This is a genomic window from Micromonospora sp. NPDC048909 (genome assembly GCF_040649635.1).
Lineage (GTDB): Bacteria > Actinomycetota > Actinomycetes > Mycobacteriales > Micromonosporaceae > Micromonospora.
Window position 1 is genome coordinate 39200 of record NZ_JBEZFU010000009.1, and the last position, 18661, is coordinate 57860.

An 18661-nucleotide genomic window follows, 5' to 3' on the forward strand; every position below is an offset into this window, starting at 1 on the left:
CGCCGCGCCGCTGCCGGCGCGCGCCGAGGGACGTACCGCAACAGACAGCTGGAAGGGGCGTTGCCGTGATCGAACAGCCGGCGTACACGGGGTTCGGTTTCTCCGACGGGGAGTGGGGGCTGCTGGTCGGCCTACCGCAGTCGGTGCTGACCGCGGCGAGCGCGGCCGAGTCCGACGGCGCCCGGCGCACCATGGCCGAGAACGCGGCCGGCCTGGAGACGATCGCCGCCGGCCGGGAGTCGGCGAGCCCGCTGGTCGCCGCGGTGGCCGGCGAGATCGTGACCCGGGTGGGCGACCCGGAGGCGGGTGAGGAGCTGCCGGCCATCTCCCCCGCCGACCCGAAGGTGATGATCGACGACGTGCTCGGCCGCGCCGGCGAGGCCGCCGCGCTGCTGGCCGCCCGGGTCGACGAGGGCGAGGCGGGGGCGTACAAGCACTGGCTGGTGGAGATCGCCGAGCAGGTGGTCGGCGCGGCCTCCACCGGCGGCATCCTCGGGCTCGGCGGCGACGTGGTCAGCGACTCCGAGCGCCGGTTCCGCGACCGCCTCTCCCACGTCCTCAACGACTGACCCCCGCCCCACCGCGGTCGATCATGCAGTTGTGGTGGGCGATTTCTGCGCCCGTACGCCTTTCGCGAGGCACCACAACTGCATGATCGACGCCGACGTCGCGCTGCGGCGTCAGCGCGTGGGGGCGGGGGCGTCGGCGTGGAGCGGGTCGGGGGTGGGGGTCGGGGCTGCCGTGCGGGGAGTCACTCCGCGTAGCGTTGCGATGGTCAGGGCGGCGGCGAGCAGCATCAGCGCGCCGGCGACGCCGGCGGCCAGGTGCAGGCCGTCGGTGAACGCGGCCGTTGCGGCGTGCCGCACCACGGCAGCCGCGTCGGCGGGCAGGTTCCCGGCGACCGCGAGCGCCCCGCCCAGAGTCTCCTTGGCCGCGCCCACCGCGTCGGCCGGCAGGCCACCCGGTAGCCCGTCGGCCACCTCCCGCCGGTAGACGGCGTTGCCGACGCTGCCCAGCACCGCCATGCCCAACGCGCCGCCCAGCTCGCTGCCCGACTCGGTCAGCGCCGAGGCGACCCCGGCGCGCTCCGGCGGTGCCGCGCCGAGCACCAGCTCGGTGACCAGCGACATCACCATCACCAGGCCGGCGGCGTAGACGCTGGCGCCGAGCAGCAGGGTGACCAGGCCGTCGTCGACCGGCACCCGGGTCAGCAGCACGAAGCCGCCGGCCGCGATGACGAAGCCCGCCCCGATCAGGTACGCCCGGTCGATCCGCCGGGCCAGCGCCGCGGCGAGCGGCGCGACTCCACCGACCACGAGGGACGGCAGCAGGCTCCACAGTGCCGCGCGCAGCGGGCTGAAGCCGAGCACCGACTGCAGGTGCTGGGTGGTGAAGATGGCGAAGCCGACCATGGCGAACATGGCGACCAGGTTGACCGCGAGCGCCCCGCCGACCGCCCGGCGGCGGACCAGCGCGAGGTCGACCATCGGGTGCGTGAGCCGGCGCTGCCGGCGCAGGAAGACCACGCCGACCAGCAGCCCGGCGACGATGGCCAGGGCCGGGCCGGCCGCCCAGCCGGCGCGGGCTAGTTCCTTGACGCCGTAGATGACCGGCAGCAGCGCGCCGAGCGAGAGCACCGAGCTGAGCACGTCGAACCGGCCGGCGGCCGGATCCCGGAACTCCGGCACCAGCGCCGGGGCGAGCAGGAGCAGCATCAGCATCGCCGGCAGGTTGATCAGGAAGATCGAGCCCCACCAGAAGTGTTCGAGCAGGATGCCGCTGAGCACCGGGCCGATGGCGATGCCGCCGGTGAGCGTGGCGGTCCAGATGGCGATGGCGGTGCCGCGTTGCTTCTCGTCGTGGAACAGGTTGCGGACCAGCGCGAGGGTGGCCGGCATCAGGGTGGCGCCACCGACGCCGAGCAGGGCGCGGGCGGCGATCAGCGTGCCGGCGCTGTCGGCGTACGCGGCGAGCAGCGACGCCGCGCCGAAGGCCAGCGCGCCGCAGAGCAGCAGCCGGCGTCGCCCGATCCGGTCGCCCAGCGAGCCCATGGTGATCAGCAGCCCGGCGAGGACGAAGCCGTAGATGTCGAAGATCCAGAGCTGTTCGGTGCCGGTCGGGTGCAGCTCGGCGCTGATGAACGGTACGGCGAAGTAGAGCACCGAGACGTCCATGGAGACCAGGAGCAGGGGCAGCATCAGCACGCTGAAGCCGATCCACTCCCGGCGTCCGGCGCGCGGGTTCGAAGTCATGAGGGGAACTCCTTCTGCGTATGACGTACGCTTAATTGCGTAGACCATACGCAGAACTAGGATGTGTCGGCAAGGAGGAACCGTGGAGCCGACAGAAGACGAGACCGGCCCGCCGCTGCCGCCGGTCATCGAGGCCGCCTGGGGGCTGCGCGAGCGCGCGCCCAAGGGGCCGCGACCAGGGCTGACGCTGGCCGGGATCGTGGCCGCCGCCGTCGCCGTGGCCGACGCCGAAGGGCTGGGCGCCGTCTCGATGAGCCGGGTCGCCAAGGAGTTGGGCGCCGGGACCATGGCCCTCTACCGGTACGTCGGCGCCAAGGAGGAGCTGCTCACCCTGATGGTGGACGCCGCGTACGGGGAGCCGCCCGGCCCGGGCGGGACCGGGCCGGACTGGCGGGCCGGGTTGGCCCGGTGGTCCTGGGCCGAACGCGCGGCGCTGCAACGGCATCCGTGGGTGGTCCGGGTCCCGATCAGTGGCCCGCCGCTCACCCCGCACACGCTCGGCTGGCTGGAGGACGGGCTGCGCTGCCTCGACGGCACCGGGCTGACCGCCGCCGAGAAGATGTCGGTGATGCTGCTGCTCACCGGCTACGTACGCAACGAGGCGCTGCTCACCGCGCAGGTCCAGGAGGCGAGCGCCGCGTCGGGCCGGCGGATGGACGAGATCATGCCGGAGTACTCGCGACTGGTCGCCCGGGTGGCCGACCCGGCCCGCTTCCCGGCGCTGCAGGCGGTGATCGCCGCCGGCGTACTGGAACGGGACGACGACCCCGACGACGAGTTCGCCTTCGGTCTCGACCGGCTGCTGGACGGCGTCGAGGCGCTGGTGAGGGGCCGGGCCGCGGACTGAGGCCGCCGGCGACCGCTCAGGCGTCCTCGAGCAGCTCCAGCACCACCCGCTCGGCCTCCTCCCGGGGAGCCGCCGGGTCCACCTCGGCCACCACCCCGTCGTGGTAGAGGTCGACCACCCGCGGGTCCACGTAGGAGGTACGGGCCACGGTCGCGGTGTTGCCGAGCAGCTCCGCCACCTCCCGCATCACCCCCGACACGGCCCGGCGACGGGCGGTCACCGACCGGGCCGGCCCCGCCGTGGCCAGCTCGATCGCGGCCAGCACGGTGGCGTGCCAGGTGCGGAAGTCCTTGGCGGTCATCTCCCCGCCGCTGGCATCGCGCAGGTACTCGTTGACCTCGTCGGCCCGCACGTCGCGCCAGTCGTGGCCGTCCCAGTAGCCGAAGAGCCGGTCCGCCTGCCGGCGACGCCGGCGCAGGTCGAGCAGCACCCGGCACAGCTCCGGGTCCTCGATCCGGCGCACCTGCTCGATCCCGCCCTTGGCCGGAAACTCGAAGACCACACAGCCACCCCGGGACCGGGCGTGCTCGGGGCGCAGGGTGGCCACCCCGAACGTCGGGTCGTCGCCGGCGGCGTACTGGTCGCTGCCGACCCGGAACATCCCCATGTCCAGCAGCCGGGCGACGGTGGCGAGCACCCGGTCCCGGTTCAGCCCACGCCCGTCGAGATCCTGCTCCACCTGCTCGCGCAGCGTCGGCAGCCGGCGGGCCACCTCCAGCACGTGGTCGAACTTCGCCTCGTCGCGCTTCTGCCGCCAGGCCGGGTGGTACAGGTACTGCTTGCGGCCGGCCGCGTCGATCCCGGTGGCCTGGATGTGCCCGTTCGGATACGGCGAGATCCACACGTCGCGCCAGGCCGGCGGGATGACCAGGGCGCGCAGCCGGGCCAACTCGTCCGGGTCGCGGACCGGATCGCCCTCCGGACGCAGAAAGAGCCAGCCACTCCCACGCCGGCGGCGCCGGTACCCCGGCCCGCCCGGATCACTACGCCGCAACCGCACCGGAGACCCGCACCACCCGTTCCACCTCGTCCACCGCGGCGGAGACCTCGTCGACCCCGAGCGCCGCCAATGTCGGATGGCTACCTACCCCGTCCCAACTGGGCCAATCACCCGCACCGGCCCAGAGCACCCGATGCCGGGGACGCTCCGGCGGCGGGCCCCACCGGGTCGGCGGCACCGGCCCGAAGAGCACCACCGACGGGGTGCCGAAACCGGTCGCCAGGTGCGCCACTCCGGTGTCCCCACTGACCACCACCCGGGCGTACGCGACCACCGCGGCCAGCTCGCCGAGGTCGGTGCGCCCGGCCAGCACGGCCTCGGCGGGCAACCCGGCGACGGCGGCCACCCGGGTCGCCAGCGGGCGCTCGTCGGCAGACCCGGTCAGCACCACCCGGTGGCCCCGATCGGCCAGCCGGCGGGCCAGCGCGGCAAACCGGTCGGCGGGCCACCGTTTCGCGGCGATCTTCGAACCCGGGTGCAGCACGGTGACCCCGGCCGGCAGGCCGGTCGCCGGCGGCCGGCGCAGCGCCAGGTCGGCCCGGTCGGCCGGGATCCCGTACCAGGCCAGCAGGCGGCACCAGCGGTCCACCTCGTGTTCGGTCTCGTCCCACGCCGGCCCGTCGGTGAAACCGGCCGCCGGGTTCGCGAAGGCGAGCAGCCGTCCCGGCTCGGCGGCGGCGAGCATCCGGTGCGACTGCGGACCGCTGCCGTGCAGGTTTACCGCGAGCCGCGGTGCCGGGCCGGGCCAGCGGGCCGCCCCCAGTTCGGGGGTGTCGAGCAACTGGTCGACGCCGCCCACCAGCTCGACCAGCGGCGCCAGCCAGGCCGGCGTGGCGAGCGCGAACCGCCGGTCCGGGTACGCCGCCCGCAGCGCGCGCAGCGCCGGCACGGCCGTGGCCAGGTCGCCGACGCCCAGCGCGCGCAGCACGAGGATCACGGGTAGGACGTCTCCTGCTCGGCGCAGACCACCATCTCGCGGACCGCGCAGCCGGGCGGCTGGGCGAGCGCGAACATCACCGCGGCGGCGCTGTCGGCCGGGTCGTTGAGGCTCGCGTCCGGCCCCGGCCGGTACTGCTCGTCCCGCTCGTCAAAGAACGCGGTCCGCATGCCACCGGGGATGAGCAGGGTGACGTTGACCTGCCCGGCCAACTCGGCGGCGAGGGCGCGGGTGAAGCCGACCACCCCGAACTTCGCCGCGCAGTACGCGGTGGCGTCGCTGACCGCCTTGACGCCGAGCGTCGAGGCGACCGTGACGATGCTGCCCCGGGAACTCTCCAGAAAGGGCAGCGCGGCCCGGACCACCGCCACCGTGGCGAGCAGGTCCACCGTCACGATCCGCTCCCAGGTGTCGGCCGGGACGTCGACCAGCCGGCCCGGCACGTCCATCCCGGCCGCGGTGACCACCGCGTCCAGGCCGCCGGAGCGCTCGGCGAGCTGCCGGGTGGCCGCCTCGGCGGCCCGGGTGTCGGCCAGGTCGCACTCGACCCACGGCACCCCGTCGCCGGGCGGCTGCCGGTCGATCACCAGCGGCCGGCCGCCGGCGCGGGCCACCGCGGTGACCACCGCTGCCCCCAGGCCACTCGACCCGCCGGTCACCAGCACGGTGCGCCCGGTCATGGGCGGGCTGCCGGTCACCGGGCCCGCCCCGTCGTCGCCGACGTCCCGCCGGGCCACACGGGCGGCTCCGGCGTCGACGCCGACCAGGCGGCCGGGTGCGCGCTTTCGGCGCAGCACGCCCCGGTCAGCTGCCCGCCCGCGCGGGCCGCGGCGATCATGTCGGTGGTCGAGCGGCCGTCCAGGTACGGCACCACCACCGTGTGCCCGCCCCAGCGACCCAGGATCTCCGCCTCGGGCAGGGCCGGGGCGTCGCCCGCGCCGCCCGCGTAGTCCCCGCCCTTCACCCAGATGTCCGGACGCAGCCAGGACAGCGCGGCGTCTGGTGTCGGCTCGTCGAAGATCATCACCGCGTCCACACAGCCCAGCGCCGCCAGCAGCCGGCTGCGGTCACCCTGCGGGACGACCGGGCGCTCCGGGCCCTTCAGGCCGGCGACGCTGGTGTCCGAGTTCATGCAGACGATCAGGCAGTCACCGAGCCGCCGGGCGGCCTGCAACGTCGCCACGTGACCGGCGTGCAGCAGGTCGAAGCAGCCTCCGGTGGCCACCACCGTGCCGCCGGCGGCGCGTACCTCGGCCAGCACCCCGGCTACCGCGGCGACGCCGACCCGCTCACCGCCCACCCCGGCCGCGGTGCTGACCGCCGGCCGCACCGGGGGCGGCAGCGCCGTCGCCACTCCCCCACCGGCCACGTACGCGGACGCCTCGGCGACCGCCGCCTGCACCGCCTCGGAGACCAGCGCACCCTGGGCCAGGGCCAGGCTCGCGGCGGCCGCGAACCGGTCGCCGGCGCCGCAGGTGTCCCCCTCGGCGCTGTTCGGGGCGGGCACCACCAGCGGCGTCGACCCGGCGTGGCAGAGCAGCGCGCCGTCGCCGCCCAGGGTGACCGCGACCGCGCCGGCCTGCCACCGCCGGCGCAGCCCCTGCGCGCCCCGGGAGGCGGTCGCCAGCCGGGTCGCCCCGGGCAGCGCGGGAATCAGCTCGCGGGCCTCGGACTCGTTCGGCGTCGCCAGGTGCACGCCGGGCACCGCCGCCGGCCCCCGCGGGTGTGGATCCCAGACCACCGGCGCCCGGGTCGCGGCGAGCGCCGCGCGCAGCGCCGGATGCCGGGCCACACCCCGGCCGTAGTCGCTCACCAGCACGGCGGAGGCGTTCGCGATCACCCGGAGCACCGCCTCGCTCGGCTCACCCGGGTCGCCGGCCGGGCCACCCCGGTCGTGGCGCAGCAGCACCCGGCCACGCGCCCGCAGCCGGATCTTCTCCGCCGTGGACCCGGCCAGCGGCAGCGCGTACACCTGCACGCCGGCCGCGTTGAGCAGCACGCTCAGCCGGGCGCCGCCGGCGTCGTCGGCGAGCGCGGTCACCAGCACCACCTCGGCTCCCTGGGCGGCCGCGAAGACCGCGGCCAGGCCGGCACCGCCCGGCCGGTCGACGTACTCGGTCTCGTCGAGAACCGGCACCGGAGAGTCCGGACAGAGTCGGTTGACCACCCCCTCGACATCCCGGTCGAGCAGGGTGTCACCGACCACCACCACGGGTCCCGTCACGCTTCCCCCCTCATCCTCGCGCCTGCACCCCCTGCCCGGCCCCGCCGTCCAGCACCACCTCCACCCCGGTACGCACGCCGCCGGAGCGGACCGGCTCGACCGAGGGCGGGGTGACACCGACCGACGCGCCGAGCACGGCGGGTAGGGCCTGGTCCACGTACTCGCAGAGCAGGTGGGTGGCGACCAGGTGCAGCTCCTGCACCACCTGGCTGTCCGGTGAGGCGATGGCGAGCGCCTCATGGCAGGCGTCGGCGAGCGGGTTGGGCGCCGGGCCGGTGAAGGCCCAGCAGCTGAGCCCGGCATCGCGGCCGGCCTGGGCCGCGGTGAGCAGGTTGGGGCTGGTCCCGCTGGTGGAGAGCAGGAGCAGGAGGTCCCCGGCGCGACCGTGGGCGCGGACCTGACGGGCGAAGACCTCGTCGTAGCCGTAGTCGTTGCCGATGGCGGTCATCGCGGAGGTCTCCGCGTGCAGGGCGATCGCGGAGAGCGGTTGCCGGTCGTCGCGGAGCTTGCCGACGAGTTCGGCGGTGAGGTGCTGGGCCTCGGCGGCGCTGCCGCCGTTGCCCGCCACCAGCAGCCGCCCACCACCGGCCAGCCGCCGGGCCAGCGTCTCACCCCACCCGGTGAGCATCCGCTCGTAATCGCGGAACGGCAGCAGGGCCGCGGCCAGATTCGCCAGGTGGGTCTCGAGCAGCGAGCCCGCCGCCATCAGGCCACCACCCGGGTCGGCCGACGCACCGCGGCCACCTCGCCGTAGATCTCCACCAGCCGCTCCGCGGTCGCAGCCCAGGAGTAGCGCAGCCGGGCCCGCTCCTGAGCCGCGGTGGCGTACGCGAAGCGGCGGATCCGGTCGTCGAGCAGACCCTGGATCGCGTCGCCCAGGGCGCGCGGGTCGCGGGCCGGAACGAGGTCGCCGGTGACCCCCTCGACCACGGTGTCCTTGATCCCGCCCACCGCGGTGCCGACCACCGGCACGCCGCAGGCCATCGCCTCCAGCGGGGTGAGCCCGAACGGCTCGTACCAGGGGGCGGCGACCAGGATGTCGGCCGAGCGGTACCAGCGGCCCATCTCCTCGCGCGGGACCGCGCCGACCAGGCGCACCCGGTCGGCCACCCCGCAGGTGCCCGCGAGCGCCCGCAGCCGCCGGGCGTACGGGTCGCTCTCCAGCAGCCCGGCCGGCGGGCCGCCGACCACCACGCACTCGGCGTCGGGGACCAGCGCCATCGCCCGGATCACCGTCTGGAAGCCCTTGCGCTCCACCAGCCGGCCGACGGTCAGGATCCGGGCCCGTCCCGGCTCCCGGTCGGCCGCCGGCCCGAGCGGGGCGAAGGAGCTGAGGTTGACCCCGGACGGGATGACCGTCATCCGGGACCGGGGCACGCCCATCCGGACCAGCTCCCCCACCTCGTCCTGGCACTGGGCGACGACCCGGTCCACCGACTGGCCCAGCTCCCGCTCGTACGCCACCCGCCGGGCCGGGCTGGTGTCCTGCACGCCCTGGTAGCGCCGCTTCACCGTGCCGAGCGCGTGGTACGTCTGCACCACCGGCACCCCGGTCTGCCGGCTGGCCGCGAGCGCCGCCAACCCGCTCATCCAGAAGTGCGCGTGGATCACGTCGGGCATCCAGTCGCCGCCGCGCCACCGCTCCACCAGCCAGTCGCTGAAGTCCCGCATGTGCGGCAGCAGCGCGTCCTTGGCCACCGGCTCGGCCGGCCCGGCCGGTACGTGCACGACGTCGTACCCGTCCGGAGCGCGGACCGTCACCGGCAGGTCCACCGCGTCGCGCCGGGTGTACACCCGTACGTCGTGCCCGGCGGCCGCGAGCGCGGCGGAGAGCTCCGCGACATGCGTGTTCTGGCCGCCTGCGTCCTCGCCGCCGAGAATGGCGAGCGGGCTGGCGTGCTCCGAGATCATCGCGATGCGCATACTTCCTCCTCCAGCAGCCGGTCCCAGTCGGCGAGGAAACGGTCGAGGCCGTACCGGTCGCGGGCGGCGGTCCGGGCCGTCGCGCCGGCCTGCCGCGCGAACTCCGGTTCGGCCACGAACCGGCGGGCGGCGTCCAGCAGGGTGTCGATCCGGGTGGCGAGGGTGCCGGCGCCCGGTGGCACCGCCATCACCGCCTCGGTGGTGGCGAGCGCGACGACCGGCATGCCCATCGTCATCGCCTCGATCAGGCTCAGCCCGAGCGACGTCCACCGGCACAGGTGCAGGTACGCCCGCCGCCGGGCCAGCTCGGCGTGCATCCGGGCCTGCGGCACGTCGTCGTAGCTGGTCACCCGCTCGGGTGGCAGGCCCAGCTCGGCTGCCAGGCCGGCCACCTTCATGCCGAAGACGTCCAGCGGGGCGATCTCGGCGAACCGGGGCAGCAGGTCGGTGCCGGTGACCCGCCAGCGGCGCACCGGCTCGTTGATCACCACGGCGAGCCGGTCCAGCTCACCGGTGTACTCCACCGTCGGCGGGACGACGCCGTGGTCGATCACCGTCGTGCGGGTGCCGCCGGTGTCCCAGAAGAGCTGGTTGAACCCGGTGACGTGGGCGACGAGCAGGTCGTCGCGGTCCGCCATCGGATGCCGACTGTTCGGGACGTCGCCGTCCTTCGGGGTGTTGTGCTCGACGTAGACGGCGGGCACGTCCCGCCCGGGGCGGCGACCCAACCACTGCTCGGCGAGGTCGATCTCCTCGGGGCGTTGCAGGATGACCAGGTCGACGTCGACGTCGGCGAGGTCGGCCGGGGTCACCTCGACGGCGGTCTCCGGCCAGGAGTAGGTACGGGCGCGGCCGAGGCCGTAGGGCCCACGGTCGGGGGTGACCGGGACCAGATACCGATGCCGGCCGTGCACGAACGCGGTGGTCCACGAGCCGTGCACGTGCCAGAGCAGGAGGTTCATCGGCCGCTCCCGCCGCTGGCGGACACCACCGTCACGCCGGCCGGGCCCGCGCCGGCGCTCACCGTCCGAACCGGATCAGTCGGTACGCCGAGCAGCCGCAGCGCCTCGACCACCTCGGCCGGGTCGATCCCGGCCAGGCAGGGGTGCCCGGGGACCGGGCAGGCGGCGGCACGGGTGTCCCGGCAACCGGCCGTGGCGTCGCCGAGCCGGACGGTGGGCACCCGGTAGGGGCCCCACTGTCCGAACGGGACGGTGGGAGCGAAGAGGCTCACCACCGGCACGCCGAACGCGGCGGCCAGGTGGGCCGGGCCGGTGTTGCCGACCACCACCGCCCCCGCGCCCGCGATCACCGCGGCGAGTTCGGCGAGCCCGGTACGGCCGCCCAGGTCCAGCCCGACGGAGCCGGCCACCGCGGCGGTCAACCGCCGCTCGTCCGGCGTGCCGGTGACCACCACCCGGTGCCCCGCGTCGGTCAGCGACCGGGCGATCCGGACGGCCAGCTCGGGCGGGCAGGCCCGGCTGGGTACCGACGAGCCGGGGTGCAGCACGACGTAGCCGGGCGCCCCGAGCCGCGCCGGGGGCCGGCGGACCTCCGGGCGCAGCCGTAGGCCGGGTTCGTCGCCGGTGGGCAGGCCGTAACCGGCGGCGGCGGCGAGGGAGAGCGCGCGCTCCGGCTCGGGTACGCCGGTCGGGACCCGGTGACGGAGGTCGAGGAGGCTGCCCGGGTAGTCGTCGCTGATGGCGGCCACCCGGGGCACGCCGGCGAGGCGCAGCAGCAGCGCCAGCGGCAGGGCCGACTGATGGTACGAGGTGAAGATGACCGCCTCGTCGATGCGCAGGGCGGCGAGGCGGCTGGTGAGGTCGTGCATGTCGGCCGGATCGACCGGTTCGGGTGTGGGGTCGATCCAGGGCAGCCGGTGCTCGACGATCGCGTCGACGCCCGGAAGCAGCTCTGCGGCGGCGCGACCGCGCGGCCCGCAGAGCATGACGACCCGGTCGGCGCCGGCGGCGACGGCCCGGATCGCCGGGCCGGTGACCAGCACGTCCCCGGCCGAGTCGGCCCGCACCACCAGCACGGTCCCCCGGGTGCGGCTCGGCTCGGCGGCCGGGATGACGGCCTGCTGCCGGCGCAGGATCTCCGCCACCGCGCCCGGCAGGTCCGCGGCCAGCCACGGCGCGGCGGCGACCTCCTGCGGCCGGGTCACCGGCGTGGGCACCAGCACTGCGGTCGCGCCCGCCGCCAGCGCCGCGGACACGTCGCGGCCGATGTCCCCCACCATCACGCACCGGTTGGCGACCGTGCCCAGATCCGCCGCCGCCGCGTGCACCAGCCCCGGCGCGGGCTTACGGCACCCGCACCCGTCGCTGTCGTCGTGCGGGCAGACCTGCCACGTGTCGAACGGCCCGAGCAGCTGCTCGATCCGGGCGTGCACGGCGTGCATCTGCGCCTCGGTGAAGTACCCCCGCGCCAGCCCCGACTGGTTCGTCACCACGCCCAGCCGCAGCCCCGCGGCCCGCAACCGGTCCAGGGCCGCCCGCGCCCCCGGCACCGGCCGCACCTTCTCCGGGTCACCGTTGAACGGCACGTCCTCCACCAACGTGCCGTCCCGGTCGAGCAGCACCGCGTCGTACAGAACCGAGCCGGACCCAGCCCGGCCAGCACCGGCAAAAACCCGGGCTGACCTGCGCTGATCCGGCTTCACCTGGTCCTGTCGCACAGCCGGCGGGTTCCCGGCGCCCCGGGGAGTAAACATCATCTTCGACGCGGCAGGACCACCGCGCGCGCCGGCGCCCACGCACGGCCGCCCGCGCTGGCGTTACCCGTCGCCCCCGAGAAGCTAACCCGTCGGCATCGTTAGCCCCGGTCGGTGGGCGGGTACGGGGATGCTGTGGCGACTGTGGAGAAAGTTATCGAGGCTCCCCCGCAGCAGGTCTTCGACGTGCTCGCCGACGGGTGGACGTACAGCGACTGGGTGGTCGGCACCACGCACGTCCGGGACGTGGACGACGACTGGCCACGGGTCGGCAGCCAGCTGCACCACCGCGCCGGACCGTGGCCGGTCTCGTTGCAGGACGCCTCGACGGTGCTGCACTCCGAGCCGCCGCACCGGCTGGTGCTGCGCGCCGGGCTCTGGCCGGCCGGTGAGGCGATCGTGACGTTCACGCTGGAACCGGTCGGCGAGCACGCCACCCGCGTGCGGATCGGGGAGGACTTCGCCGCGGGGCCACTGCGCTGGGTCCGCAACAAGCTCAACGACCTGGTGCTGCACCTGCGCAACCGGGAGACGCTCAACCGGCTCTCGGACATCGCCACTCGGCAGAAGACCCAGCGATGACCCAGGTCGTGGTGGTCACCGGGGCGAGCGCGGGGGTGGGCCACGCGGTCGCCCGGGCTCTCGCCCTCGCCGGCGTGGCCCGTCACCGCCGCTGATTCCGCTCCCCGATGCCCCCGCGAGAGCGCTCGTCGGCCTCCGCACAACCACCGGATGGGGAGCCTTTACGACGACGAAGCGGCAACTGGATACCCTCTCAGTGAATCCCTGTCCGCAAACCGAGGATGTCCGTCATGATCGAACCCGTGCAGTTGCCCGCCCCGTGGCGGGACGCACGCCTGACCGTCGTGGTCCCCACCTACAACGAGGCGGGGAACCTCCCGGTGCTGGTCGAGCGGCTCCTCGCCCTGCCGCTGCCGGGCCTGAAGATCCTGGTCGCCGACGACAACTCGCCGGACGGCACCGGCGAGGTGGCGGACAAGCTGGCCATCGAGCACCCGGACCGGGTGGAGGTGGTGCACCGCCCGGGCAAGGAGGGCCTCGGCCGGGCGTACGTGGACGGGATAAGCCGCGCCCTCGACGGCGGCGCCGAGTACGTGGCGCAGATGGACGCCGACCTCTCCCACCCGCCGGCGGCGCTGCCGGGCATGCTGGGCGCGCTGCTGTCGACGCAGGCGGGCGTGGTGATCGGCTCGCGGTACGTGCCCGGCGGTGAGCTGGACGAGAACTGGCCGCTGTACCGGCGCGCGCTCAGCGGCTGGGCGAACCTCTACGTGCACACCCTGCTGCGAGTGCGGATCCGCGACCTCACCGCCGGCTTCAAGATCTGGCGGGCGGACGCGCTGCGGGACATCGGCCTGGAGCGGGTGCAGTCCAACGGCTACAGCTTCCAGGTGGAGATGCACTATCTCGCCACCCGGCTCGGGCACACCATCCTGGAGGTGCCGATCCGCTTCGAGGAGCGCCGGGACGGTGACTCGAAGATGACCACCGCCACGAAGATCGAGAGTGCGCTGATGCCGTTCAAGCTGCGCAGCAAGCACCGCAACATCGAGCGCTGAGCGCATCGGCCGGGCCCGCCCGGACTGCCGGGCGGGCCGGACGACCAACGGCGCGGTCACTCAGCGTCAGATCACCCTCGGTAGCTAGCGCTCCCGGCCAGGGCGCTGCACGCTCCGCGCTTTGCTCTGCTTCAGCCGAGGCAACACCACGCTGAGCTGGCCGGTCGCGAACGGTGGGACAGGCACGCCCGTGCGGGCTGTCACCCAGGGTGGCTGTTGCCTCGGCTGAAGCAGAGCAAAGGCGTCGGAGGTGGTGTCCCCGGGGCGGCGCCTGCCTCCCGCCCAGTAACCGTTGCCGGCGCGCCGCCCGTTGCGGCTGCTCCGGAGCGGCAGGCGGCGGCGTGCCGGCGGAACGCGGGGCGGCGGTCAGCGAGCAGCAGCTCGGCGGGCGACAGCTCAGCGGGCGGCGGTCAGCGGGCGGCAGCTCAGCTGTAGATCGCGCGATTGGCCGCGCCGATCGTGGTCGCGTAAAGGGGGCCGGTCAGGGCGCCGTCGCGAGCCAGTGCGGCCCGGGCGGCGTTCGCACCGGGCGCGCCGTGCACCCCACCGCCGGGATGCGCGGACGCGCTGGCCAGGAAGAGCCGGTCGACCGGGGTGTCCGCCCGGCCGAGGCCGGGGATCGGGCGCAGGAACAGCTGCTGGTACGCGGCCGAGGTGCCGCCGCCGACCGCGCCGCCCACCAGGCTCGGGTCGCCCTGCTCCAACTCGACCGGGCCGGCCACGTGCCGTCCGACGATCAGGCTGCGGAAGCCGGGCGCGGCCTCCTCCAGCACCCGCTCCATCCGCTCGACGTGCTCGGCGATCTCCTCCGCCCGCCACTCCCGGCGGAACGGCAGGTGGGTGTACGACCAGAGCGACTCGGTGCCCGGCGGGGAGTGACTCGGATCGGCCAGGGTCATCTGGCCGACCAGCAGGAACGGATCCCGCGGCAGCTCCCCGCGGGCCAGCGCTGCTGAATAGAGGGTCAATCCGTCCACGTCCGCGCCGAGGTGCACGGTGCCGGCGGTCGCCACCGCCCGGTTACGCCACGGCACCGGCGCGGAGAGCGCCCAGTCCATTTTGAGCGTGGAGCCGTCCCAGCGGAAGTGCGCCAGGTCCTCCACCAAGCGGGGCGGCAGCGCCGCCGCGCCGACCAGGTCGAGGTAGAGCGCCGGGGCGGGGACGTCGGCGAGCACCGCCCGGCGGGCCCGCCAGAGCGCGCCGCCGTCGGTGCGTACCCCCATCGCCCGGCCCCGGGCGGTGAGCACCCGGTCCACCCGGGCGCCGTAGAGGATCCGGCCACCACGCTCGCTCAGCCGGGCCACCAGGGCGTCGGTGATCCGCTGCGAGCCGCCGTCCGGCACCGGCCAGCCGACCTGCTGGCCGAGCATGGCGAGCAGCCACCCGTACACCCCGGAGCCGGCCTCCTCCGGGGACAGGTCGGTGTGCAGCGCACAGCCGGCCAGCAGCGCGGGCCCGCCGGGGCCGTCGAAGACCTCCTCGCCCAGCTTGCGGACCGGCACCACCAACCGCCGGGCGAGCCGCAGCGCGCCGGAGATCCGCAGCCGGCGCAGCAGGGTCAGCCCACCTCGCACCGGCGGGAACGGGGTGGTGATCGCCTCCAGCATCGGCTCGGCGACCTTGATCCAGTCGCCGTACGCGGTCAGCCAACGCTGACCGTCGCCGGGCGCGAACGCCTCCAGCGACGCCGCGGTGACCTCGGGATCCCGGTTGATCACCGCGGCCCGGTCGTCGGGCATCAGGTGGGCCAGCACGTCCGGGGCGTGCCGCCAGGTCAGCCCATAACGGCCCAGGTCGAGGCGTCGCAGCACCGGGGAGGCGTAGCCGAGCGGGTAGAACGAGCTGTACAGGTCGCTCAGGTAGCCCGGCGCGGTCACCTCGGCCGAACGCACCGCGCCGCCGGGCGTCCCGGTCGCCTCCAGCACCACCACGTCCCAGCCCGCGTCGGCCAGCATGTTGGCCGCCACCAGACCGTTGTGCCCGGCCCCGACGACGACGGCGTCCGCGCTCTCCGCGCCGGTGGGAGTCATCCGACCCGCCTACCCCGGGCGCAACCAGGCGAAACGCGTTTGTCTCGGCAAGACCGGGGCATCCAGCGCCGCATGTACACGGTTGCGCAGCTCATCGGTGGAGTCTGGGGAGCGGGCGGCGAGGAGGGCGAGCTGGTCGTGCACGACCCGACCGACGGCTCGCCGGTCAGCTCGGCGCCGATGGCGACGGCCGACGTGGTCGGCAAGGCGGTGGAGGCGGCCCGTGAGGTCGCGGCGGAGTGGGCGGGCACCGCGCCGGCAGAGCGGGCGGCGGCCCTGCACCGCGCCGCGGACGCGGTCGAGGCGATGTCCGAGGAGCTGACCGCGGCGGTCACCGCGGAGATGGGCAAACCGTTGGCGGACGCCCGCGGTGGCGTCGAGGCGGGCATCGGCACCCTGCGACAGTACGCCGAACTGGCGCCGATGCGCGGCGGGCGGACCCTGCACGGCGGTCACCACGCCATCGACTTCATGGCACCGCAGCCCCGCGGCGTCGTCGCCGCGATCACCCCGTGGAACGACCCGGTGGCGGTCTCCTGCGGGCTGCTGGGCGCGGCCCTGGTCACCGGCAACGTGGTGCTCTACAAGCCGAGCGAACGCACCCCGGCCACCGGCTGGCTGCTGGCCCGGGCGCTGGACCAGGCGCTGCCGCCCGGAGTGCTCTCCCTGCTCACCGGCGCGGCGGAGACCGGTGCGGCGCTGGCCGCCCAGGAGGTGGACCTGGTGGCGCACGTGGGCTCCACCGAGACCGGCCGGGCGATCGCCGCTGCCGCCGCGCGCACCGGCGCGAAGGTGCTGCTGGAGAACGGCGGCAGCGACCCGCTCATCGTCGACGCCGGGGTGGACCCGGTCTGGGCGGCCGGGGAGGCCGCGCTGGGCGCGTTCGCCAACGCCGGCCAGATCTGCGTCGCGGTGGAGCGGATCTACGCCCACCGGGACGTGGCCGAGGACTTCGTGGCCGCGCTGGTCGACCGGGCCAAGGCGCTGCGGATGGGGTCGGGCCGCGACCCGGCGACCGAGCTGGGCCCGCTGGTCGACCGGCAGCACCGCGACCGGGTGCACGGCCAGGTGACGGCGGCAGTGGCGCAGGGGGCGCGGATCCGCACCGGCGGCACGCTGCCGGACGGGCCGGGCGCGTTCTACCCGGCGACCGTGGTCACCGACTGCCGCCACGAGATGCCGCTGGTGCGCGAGGAGACGTTCGGCCCGGTCGCCCCGGTGGTGGTCGTCGACTCGTTCAGCGAGGCGCTGCGGTGCGCGGCCGACTCGCCGTACGGGTTGGGCGCCACGGTGCTGACCGGCTCGATGAGCCATGCGCAGCGGGCCTGGAAGGAGCTGCCGGTGGGCACCGTGAAGGTCAACGCGGTCTTCGGCGGCGCGCCGGGCGGCGCCGCGCACCCACGGCGCGGCAGCGGCCAGGGCTTCGGGTACGGCCCAGAGCTGCTCGACGAGTTCACCGCCACCAAGGCCGTGCACATCGAGGCGCCGGGCGGCGGGCACTGGTGACCGAACGAGGGGGTGGCCGCCCGTCTCCGGACAGCCACCCCGCACGGCACTTCTCGATCGGCGTCAGCGGCCCCGCGCCTTGGCGGTCTGCCGGTTGTTGGCCTTCTCGATCGCCTTGACCAGTTCCGGCTTGTTCATCCGGGACCGGCCCGGCACGTCCAGCTTGCGGGCGACCTCCATCAGATGGTCCTTGGTGGCGTTGGCGTCCACGCCGCCCGCGGTGGGCGCGCGGCGCGCCGGGCCACCGCCGGCCGCCTGCCGGTCGCTGGGGCCCTTGCGCCCCTTCGGCTCCCAGTGGTCGCCGACCTTCTCGAACTCGTGCTTCACGGCGGCGAAGGCGGCGCGGTGCGACCGCTCGCCCTCGCCGTACGTCTCCACCGCCGAGTCGTGTGTCTTCTCCCAGGTGCGCTGCGCCTTGTCCGGGGAGCGCCGCAGCGTGCTGGGCAGTACCTCGCGCCCGGGCATCTCGTCCTCCTCCGCGTCGACGGGTGCTCACGATCCTCATCTGACCGTTCCCCCGACCGGGCCCCGCAAACCGCCGGCACGTCCGCCCGGCCCCGGCCCGTTTACGGGCTTTCCGCCCTGGGTACCGGCCGGGCCAGGCTCAGCCGGACGGACCGGACCATCCGGCGGTCGGGGGCACAGGGAGCGGCACATGACGACGACGGACCCCGGCGCGACGCTCGGTGACCAGCGGGGACCGCGCCTGCCCCGGCGGATCCGGCAACTGAGCTGGCGGACCTGGCGCGGGGTGCTGGTCCGCAGTGTGCGGAACTTCTTCTCGGACAACTGCGCCGACTGGGCCGCCGCGCTCACCTACTACGGGGTGCTCGCGCTCTTCCCGTCCGCCGTCGTGGTGGTCTCGCTGGTCGGGCTGGTCTCCGAGGGCGAGCGCACGGTGGACACGGTGCTGGACCTGGCGCGGCAGATGGGCGCCGGCTCGGTGGTGGCGAACGAGGGGTTCGTCGGCGTGGTCCGCGACGTGGTCGACCAGGAGAGTTCGGCGAAGGTGCTGCTGAGCTTCGGTCTGCTCGGCGCGCTCTGGTCCGCGTCCGGGTTCATCGGCGCGTTCACCCGCGCCTCCAACGCGATCTACGGGGTGACCGAGGGGCGGCCGGTCTGGAAGCTGCGCCCGATGCAGATCGGGCTGGCCGCGGTCACGCTGGTGCTGCTCGCCGTGGTGGCCGTCGGGCTGATCGTGAGCGGGCCGGTCGCCGACGCGGTGGGCGACCTGGTCAACGCCGGCGGCCTGGCCCGCACGGTGTGGGGCGTGGCCAAGTGGCCGGTGCTCGCCCTGATCATGATGGTGCTGCTGTCGCTGCTGTTCTGGATCGCCCCGAACGTGCGTCAGCCCCGGTTCCGCTGGCTGACTCCGGGCGGAGCGGTCGCGCTGGTCGCCTGGGCGGTGGCCTCCTTCGGCTTCGGCCTCTACGTGGCCAACTTCGGCTCGTACGACGCCACCTACGGCAGCCTCGGTGCGGTCATCGCGTTCCTGGTCTGGCTCTACCTGTCAAACTCGGCGCTGATGTTGGGCGTGCAGATCAACGCCGAACTGCAGCGGGGACGGCGGTTGCAGGCCGGCGAGTCAGCGCCCGAGGAGCCCGTGCTGCCGCCCCGGGCACCGGCCGGTTCATGACCGCTTGCCG

At 74.9% G+C, this 18661-nt stretch carries 17 protein-coding genes; 6 read left to right on the forward strand and 11 right to left on the reverse strand.

Features of this window, described 5'->3' with window-relative positions:
• Positions 1–65 precede the first annotated feature (65 nt).
• The gene (locus tag AB0C04_RS23055; RefSeq protein WP_357057895.1) at positions 66–569 is read left to right on the forward strand and encodes a hypothetical protein; all 504 of its coding nucleotides are present in this window, start codon (positions 66–68) and stop codon (positions 567–569) included.
• Positions 570–680: 111 nt separating this feature from the next.
• On the opposite strand, the gene AB0C04_RS23060 is transcribed toward AB0C04_RS23055, so the two are convergent.
• A complete protein-coding gene (locus tag AB0C04_RS23060) occupies positions 681–2252 on the reverse strand; it encodes an MFS transporter (protein WP_357057897.1) in 1572 nt (523 codons plus the stop codon).
• An 82-nt stretch (positions 2253–2334) separates the two neighbouring features.
• On the opposite strand from AB0C04_RS23060, the gene AB0C04_RS23065 reads away from it, so the two are divergent.
• The gene (locus AB0C04_RS23065) at positions 2335–3099 is read left to right on the forward strand and encodes a TetR/AcrR family transcriptional regulator (RefSeq protein WP_357057899.1); all 765 of its coding nucleotides are present in this window, start codon (positions 2335–2337) and stop codon (positions 3097–3099) included.
• Between the two features lie 16 nt (positions 3100–3115).
• On the opposite strand, the gene AB0C04_RS23070 is transcribed toward AB0C04_RS23065, so the two are convergent.
• Genes AB0C04_RS23070 through AB0C04_RS23105 form a run of 8 tightly spaced genes read right to left on the reverse strand, consistent with a single transcriptional unit; the run spans position 3116 to position 11767 of the window.
• On the reverse strand, positions 3116–4099 hold the full coding sequence (locus tag AB0C04_RS23070) for a DNA topoisomerase IB (RefSeq protein WP_357057901.1): 984 nt from the start codon (positions 4097–4099) through the stop codon (positions 3116–3118).
• A complete protein-coding gene (locus AB0C04_RS23075; protein WP_357057903.1) occupies positions 4083–5036 on the reverse strand; it encodes a glycosyltransferase family 9 protein in 954 nt (317 codons plus the stop codon). The genes AB0C04_RS23070 and AB0C04_RS23075 overlap by 17 nt, the downstream gene beginning before the upstream one ends.
• Entirely contained in the window at positions 5033–5716 is a 684-nt protein-coding gene (locus AB0C04_RS23080) for an SDR family oxidoreductase (protein WP_357057905.1), read from the reverse strand. The genes AB0C04_RS23075 and AB0C04_RS23080 overlap by 4 nt, the downstream gene beginning before the upstream one ends.
• A 14-nt stretch (positions 5717–5730) precedes the next feature.
• Positions 5731–7260, reverse strand: a complete 1530-nt coding sequence (locus AB0C04_RS23085) for a PfkB family carbohydrate kinase (protein WP_357057907.1) — start codon at positions 7258–7260, stop codon at positions 5731–5733.
• A 10-nt stretch (positions 7261–7270) separates the two neighbouring features.
• A complete protein-coding gene (locus tag AB0C04_RS23090; RefSeq protein WP_357058256.1) occupies positions 7271–7969 on the reverse strand; it encodes an SIS domain-containing protein in 699 nt (232 codons plus the stop codon).
• Positions 7966–9183: a glycosyltransferase gene (locus AB0C04_RS23095; protein ID WP_357057909.1), complete on the reverse strand. Its 1218-nt coding sequence runs from the start codon at positions 9181–9183 to the stop codon at positions 7966–7968. The genes AB0C04_RS23090 and AB0C04_RS23095 overlap by 4 nt, the downstream gene beginning before the upstream one ends.
• The gene (locus tag AB0C04_RS23100; RefSeq protein WP_357057911.1) at positions 9168–10145 is read right to left on the reverse strand and encodes a glycosyltransferase; all 978 of its coding nucleotides are present in this window, start codon (positions 10143–10145) and stop codon (positions 9168–9170) included. The genes AB0C04_RS23095 and AB0C04_RS23100 overlap by 16 nt, the downstream gene beginning before the upstream one ends.
• Positions 10142–11767, reverse strand: coding sequence for an HAD-IIIA family hydrolase (locus tag AB0C04_RS23105; protein WP_357057913.1), 1626 nt, complete (start codon positions 11765–11767; stop codon positions 10142–10144). Before AB0C04_RS23105 ends, AB0C04_RS23100 begins: the two co-directional genes overlap by 4 nt.
• A 267-nt stretch (positions 11768–12034) precedes the next feature.
• On the opposite strand from AB0C04_RS23105, the gene AB0C04_RS23110 reads away from it, so the two are divergent.
• Positions 12035–12481: an SRPBCC family protein gene (locus tag AB0C04_RS23110; RefSeq protein ID WP_357057915.1), complete on the forward strand. Its 447-nt coding sequence runs from the start codon at positions 12035–12037 to the stop codon at positions 12479–12481.
• Positions 12482–12711: 230 nt separating this feature from the next.
• Positions 12712–13479, forward strand: a complete 768-nt coding sequence (locus tag AB0C04_RS23115; RefSeq protein ID WP_350873036.1) for a polyprenol monophosphomannose synthase — start codon at positions 12712–12714, stop codon at positions 13477–13479.
• A 425-nt stretch (positions 13480–13904) separates the two neighbouring features.
• On the opposite strand, the gene AB0C04_RS23120 is transcribed toward AB0C04_RS23115, so the two are convergent.
• Positions 13905–15509 (reverse strand): NAD(P)/FAD-dependent oxidoreductase, encoded by a 1605-nt coding sequence (locus AB0C04_RS23120; RefSeq protein WP_357057918.1) that lies wholly within the window; start codon positions 15507–15509, stop codon positions 13905–13907.
• Positions 15510–15581: 72 nt separating this feature from the next.
• Here AB0C04_RS23120 and AB0C04_RS23125 point away from each other — a divergent pair, with 72 nt between their 5' ends.
• Positions 15582–17015, forward strand: a complete 1434-nt coding sequence (locus AB0C04_RS23125; protein WP_357057920.1) for an aldehyde dehydrogenase family protein — start codon at positions 15582–15584, stop codon at positions 17013–17015.
• A gap of 63 nt (positions 17016–17078) precedes the next feature.
• Here AB0C04_RS23125 and AB0C04_RS23130 read toward each other — a convergent pair whose 3' ends face one another.
• On the reverse strand, positions 17079–17480 hold the full coding sequence (locus tag AB0C04_RS23130) for a ChaB family protein (RefSeq protein WP_350873039.1): 402 nt from the start codon (positions 17478–17480) through the stop codon (positions 17079–17081).
• 190 nt (positions 17481–17670) lie between these two features.
• Here AB0C04_RS23130 and AB0C04_RS23135 point away from each other — a divergent pair, with 190 nt between their 5' ends.
• Positions 17671–18651: a YihY/virulence factor BrkB family protein gene (locus tag AB0C04_RS23135; RefSeq protein WP_357057922.1), complete on the forward strand. Its 981-nt coding sequence runs from the start codon at positions 17671–17673 to the stop codon at positions 18649–18651.
• Positions 18652–18661: the final 10 nt, after the last annotated feature.